Genomic DNA, 4,894 nt, shown 5'->3' with positions numbered 1-4,894 from the left:
AGGGGCGGTTCACAAAGCGAGGCGCGACGGAACGTCAAACCGCCCAGAAACGATGGAGGGCTTTTTGATGAAGGACAAGGAGATCGACAAGATCGCACAGGCAATTGCGGCAAAGCTCGGCGAGCCGGGCGGGCCAGGCGTTCTGGGCTGCGGCGACGCAAGCAGCACGCAGAACTACGACTGCTCGAACTACTATTGTGACGGTGACACGTACGAGTGCGGCGGAGCAGGCTACTTCCACTGCGCCGAATACTACTACTTTAGATGTAGCTACACATTCTCGTGCGACAGCACTTTCAGATGTGGCTGGTACTTCACCTGCCGCGGCAACGTCGATTGCACCGGGTTCACCTGCTACCCCGCGTACAATGGGTAGAGGGCGGCAAATGAGAACGATAACGACAGTGCTCACAGTTCTTGCCGGCCTGAGCCTCGCGTTCCTGGCTCCGGGGACCTTTGCGGCGAGCGTTGGCGCTCTGCCCGTGACGCTTCACCCGAACAACGTGTTTGGTCTGGACGACGTCTGCGCGCCCCAGCTGGGCACGAGCTACCCGGACTTCGTGTTCTGTGCGGGCTCGGGTTGCGCCTGGCCATACATCGTCTTCGGCGGGAGCTACAACCAGCTCCAGTGGGCCGACTGGCAAAACAGCGTGAAGTACTACATCGTGCAGGTTGACGATTACTCGCGCTGGACCGGCGTTTGGGTGGCGGGCTGTGGCGACGTCAACAACGACGGCGACAACGACGTCTTGATCGGCGCAAGCGGCGATGTCCTGATCCACGACGAGAACTGATTCCGCTTGGGCAACGAAAGAGGGCGGTTCGTGAACCGCCCCTACACGAGGCGCGAAGAAGGGGCGGTTCGTGAACCGCCCCTACACCACACACAGCGAAGCCGGATTGACACGCTCTTGGGCGAGGCCGACAATCTCATCATTAAACCATAACATGAGGTCGGCAGCGTGAGGCGGCTTGCGAGATTTGGCAGGTATCTTGTCAAGTATTGGGACAAGGAGCTGGTGCTATTGGTCTGCGCAGGGCTATCGTCGCTCTTTGGCCTCATCGGCCCGCTGATACCGATGGCGATGATCAATTACGCTTATGACCGCCACGACCTGTTCGTCTTCAACATGCTGATCCTCGCCGGTTTTTTCACATTCGTCTTCAACGGCGTGACCGGGGCCGTGCGGGGATACACCGCCACATACGTCAGGAACATGCTGGATTTCGATCTTCGTGCCCACTACTACAAGCACCTTTTTTCGCTGTCACAGAGGTTCTTTCAGAGGCGCACTACGGGGGAGCAGATGTTCCGCCTGGGCCCGGACATAGGCGGGACGGTCAGTTTTGTGGTGGATTCGATACCCAGCGCTCTGACTCAGATCACGACGACCATCGGGGTCTTAGTGCTAACGTTCTGGTTGGACTGGAAGCTGTGCGTGCTTGCCATCGTGGCGGTGCCGCCGTTCTACATTCACTCCTATTTTTTCGGCAAGAAGCAGCAGCAGATAACGAAGGCGGTGCGCGAGAAGGAGCAGGAAATACACAGCGGGATGGCCGAGGCGTTCTCGCACGCTAAGGTGATCAAGGCGTTTTCTCGGGAGCGGTTCGAGGTGAGGCGCTATCTCAGCTTGTGGATATCGAACATCCGCCTCAGGCTGGTGTCGTATAAGATCGGCGTGATAAGCGGCTCGTCGCTCTCTGTGATGGATACCGTCATCACGACAGGCCTGACGTATTACGCGGGCTACCAGGTGATAGCGGGCCAGATGAGCCTCGGCGCGATGGTGGCGATAATGCTCTACGTGTTCAAACTGATGGGCGTCTTGAAGTCGTTTGGCGACATCTATCGCGACATTCTCGTGAAGCAGGTGTCTATGGACCGCGTGCTCGAGACGCTCGAGGCAGAGCCGGAGGTGGCCGACCGGCCGGAGGCGATAGACGTCGGCAGGATTCGGGGCGACATCGAGCTTGTTGACGTGTCGTTCGGATACGAGGCATGCCAAAGGGTGCTTCAGAATGTGTCGCTCTCACTCAAGAATGGCCAATCTCTTGGCATAGTGGGTGAAAGCGGGGCCGGCAAGAGCACGATTGTCGGCCTCATACTTCGCCTTTTCGATCCCGAAAGCGGCGAGGTGAGAATGGACGGGCGAGACATAAGAACCCTGAAGCGCGCCTCGTTCATCGACAAGGTCGGCGTTGTCCTTCAGGAGCCGTGGCTGTTCAATACGACGGTCAGAGAGAACATCGCATTCGGGAGGCCCAACGCCTCGGAAGAGGAGATCATTGAGGCGGCAGAGCTTGCCGGCGCGAACGAGTTCATCTGCGAGCTGCCGAAGGGCTTTGAGACGCAGATTGCGGAACACGGTGCGAGGCTTTCCGAGGGGCAGAAACAACGAATCGCCATCGCCCGCGCGTTGGTCCGGCGGCCCGCAATTCTGATTCTGGACGAGGCCACCTCGAACCTAAACGTCTCGCTCCAGAGGCGGATACTGATGAACATTCGCACTTGGGCGCGAACGCCAACACTCATTGTCGTCAGCCATCGCGTCACGGCCATTCAGGACGCTGACAACATCATAGTCCTAAAGGGTGGCCGCATAGTTGAGCAGGGCAAACATGCCGAGCTAATCCAGACCACTGGATACTATCTCGAGCTCTGTGCTGGCCAGGCTGACCAGCTCGCCGGAAGCACGGTCCGCAAGTCCGAGATATAGCTTATGTGTCCCCAGCGGCGCTGATTCGGGGATTAGGAGCGGGAAACTGTAGTAGCTGCCCTCCCGTGGCTCGTTGTAGGGACCGTAAGATATCGGCACTCTCTCCATCCAGGGCAGCCGGTCAGCGGAATCGTAGTCGTAGGCCGGCCCCGCCGTTCGTAATCCCAGTCGTAGCTCCAGGTGTCTGACCCATCCGACTTGCTCACCAGGCACCCATCCGAAGCATACGTGAAGGTCATGCTCAGCGTCGATGTCGTCCACTGGGTCAGCTCGTCCGCGTCGTTCAATCTCTGCATCACCTCGTCTTAGCCATGTCTTCTATTATTGTTCCGCTTGTCGGGTGGGGTGCCCCGCAAACGTCCCCACCCGATAGCATTCATAATAGCGCCATCGTTCATGTCCACCGACAACCCCGAGGGAATCCGCAATCCAGAAGCGTCCCCAGGCCGTGCTATTCCTTTTTGCCCTCATCCTGTTTCTTGGCAGCAAACACGCAGCGGAAACCCGCTCGGCATCGTTGAGGCATTGCGTAGCCTCGCGCAGAACATCTAAGCCACTTTCGGTCTGAGGAGTATGCCCCACCCCGAAGCACCTTAAAAGCGCCTGACATGGTGAATCTACCCGTGCGCCACTTCTCGCCTGTCTTCGCTTCGACAAGATATGTTCTCTTGTTTGTCAACTCAGGTCCCTGAGGGTCTATCACCTTTCCCGCCTCGGAGTGTTCTTTACAGGAAGAATAGTAATCCCCGGAATCCCAATCATGGCACCACTCCTCGGCATTGCCTATCATGTCATAAAGACCCCAACGATTGGGAGGGTAACTGCGAACAGGCTTCAGCAAGCCCCTTGGGACAGAGTCGATCGGTTCAGCTTTCATCACGAAGGTCCGTTTGTTGCTCACTGGGTCGCGCTTCACGGACGTCTGTTCTTTGAACTCAGTGGTCGTATCTCGCCCATTCGCAAGCGTCTCATCAAAGACGTCGCCCCACGGGTAAGCACTTTTGCTACCAGCCCTCGCTGCGTACTCCCATTCCGCCTCCGTTGGCAGCCGACCACCCAAGTAGTTGCAGTATGCCTCGGCGCCATACCACGTAACTACTACAGGGAAAGTCCCATCGTCCGCCTCGAGATAGCTCTTGTCCACATATTTCAGACCTGACTCGCCCAGCTCAGCGTATCTCACGCCTTTAACAACCACAGCTGTTGTAGCCGGCGCAGGCGCATCGATGAGGTTCAGGAATCTGGCGAATTGAGCACGGGTCACCTCCCGGACGCTCATCCGAAAACCTGAGACCTCGACTTTGTGCACGGGCCTCTCCGGCTCCGAACCTTCCCCGGTCATATCTCCCATCATGAATTCCCCCCCCTGTATCGCCGCGGTTTCTCCGGCCAGAAACGCCCTGTGTGACTGCCCTGCGGCAACGCCTATGAGTGCAACAACGAACAACGAAAACGCCAATCCCAGCCGTATACCACTGCTCTTTCTCATATCCCTCTCCTAACTAAGGATTTGCTGCAAACGCTAGAATCAAAACCACCGTCGATACAGCAACCAAGTAAGTCTGAAAGAAGCTCGCTCCCACGCAATGTGGCCCATGTTTGAATTTTCATCTTGTCCTGAGAGCCAGTACGCCTTAGCGCCGTCATAGAAATACTCGACCGCGAGACGGACAGCCTCCTCTCCCGTAGTTTGCTCCCCCAAGCTCTCTAATCAACTCCCTTCGTTACAGAAACGTGGGGACCCGCAGCCGAGCCCCCACACAATCTACGCGACTATTGACGATCCTTGTCTGTTGGGAAGACAACCCGGAAGCCCGCAACGCACTGATTCTGGCCCGCATGCCCCCTCGAGGCACATCGCAGCCAAGTTTCATCGGAAACATTCGAACCCCCGCGCACTACCTTGGCGTTTGGTGGAAGATGAGCTGTGAAGTGTCCACCAGTGCCTGTGTCGCCCTTAATGGCCGTACTCGGTGTGTCGGGACCCTTTGGATCCTGAATGCCGTCAGGGCAGCTCGATTGGCAAAGGGAGTAGTAGTCGGCCCCGAACCAGTCCTGGCACCATTCCAATGCGTTCCCTATCATGTCGTAGAGTCCCCACTTGTTTGGCGGGTAGCTCCCCACAGGCTCTAGCCGGCGAGATGAGATTGTTTTATCTGCCTGGGCCACATACGTCC

5 protein-coding genes and 1 pseudogene are annotated in these 4,894 nt (G+C 57.5%); 3 read left to right on the top strand and 3 right to left on the bottom strand.

The features are described 5' to 3' along the window. The 3 genes from VM163_12825 to VM163_12815 form a co-directional block, all read left to right on the top strand. Positions 1-376, top strand: a 376-nt coding sequence (locus VM163_12825; GenBank protein ID HUT04762.1) for a hypothetical protein, incomplete at its 5' end; no start/stop codon positions are given. 10 nt (positions 377-386) lie between these two features. Beyond that, positions 387-794: a hypothetical protein gene (locus VM163_12820; protein HUT04761.1), complete on the top strand. Its 408-nt coding sequence runs from the start codon at positions 387-389 to the stop codon at positions 792-794. A gap of 168 nt (positions 795-962) precedes the next feature. Continuing rightward, the gene (locus tag VM163_12815; protein HUT04760.1) at positions 963-2,717 is read left to right on the top strand and encodes an ABC transporter ATP-binding protein; all 1,755 of its coding nucleotides are present in this window, start codon (positions 963-965) and stop codon (positions 2,715-2,717) included. On the opposite strand, the gene VM163_12810 is transcribed toward VM163_12815, so the two are convergent. The 3 genes and pseudogenes from VM163_12810 to VM163_12800 all read right to left on the bottom strand — a co-directional run bounded on the left by VM163_12810 (position 2,628) and on the right by VM163_12800 (position 4,894). Beyond that, positions 2,628-2,978 carry a hypothetical protein gene (locus VM163_12810; protein HUT04759.1) on the bottom strand — a complete coding sequence of 117 codons (351 nt, stop codon included), beginning with the start codon at positions 2,976-2,978 and terminating at the stop codon, positions 2,628-2,630. The genes VM163_12815 and VM163_12810 overlap by 90 nt on opposite strands. Before the next feature lie 190 nt (positions 2,979-3,168). Continuing rightward, positions 3,169-4,206, bottom strand: coding sequence for an SUMF1/EgtB/PvdO family nonheme iron enzyme (locus VM163_12805; protein ID HUT04758.1), 1,038 nt, complete (start codon positions 4,204-4,206; stop codon positions 3,169-3,171). Between the two features lie 371 nt (positions 4,207-4,577). Beyond that, a pseudogene (locus VM163_12800) lies at positions 4,578-4,894 on the bottom strand (SUMF1/EgtB/PvdO family nonheme iron enzyme).

The organism is bacterium (assembly GCA_035527515.1).
Classification (GTDB): Bacteria; B130-G9; B130-G9; order B130-G9; family B130-G9; genus B130-G9.
This window is presented reverse-complemented; position numbering and strand designations above follow the sequence as displayed.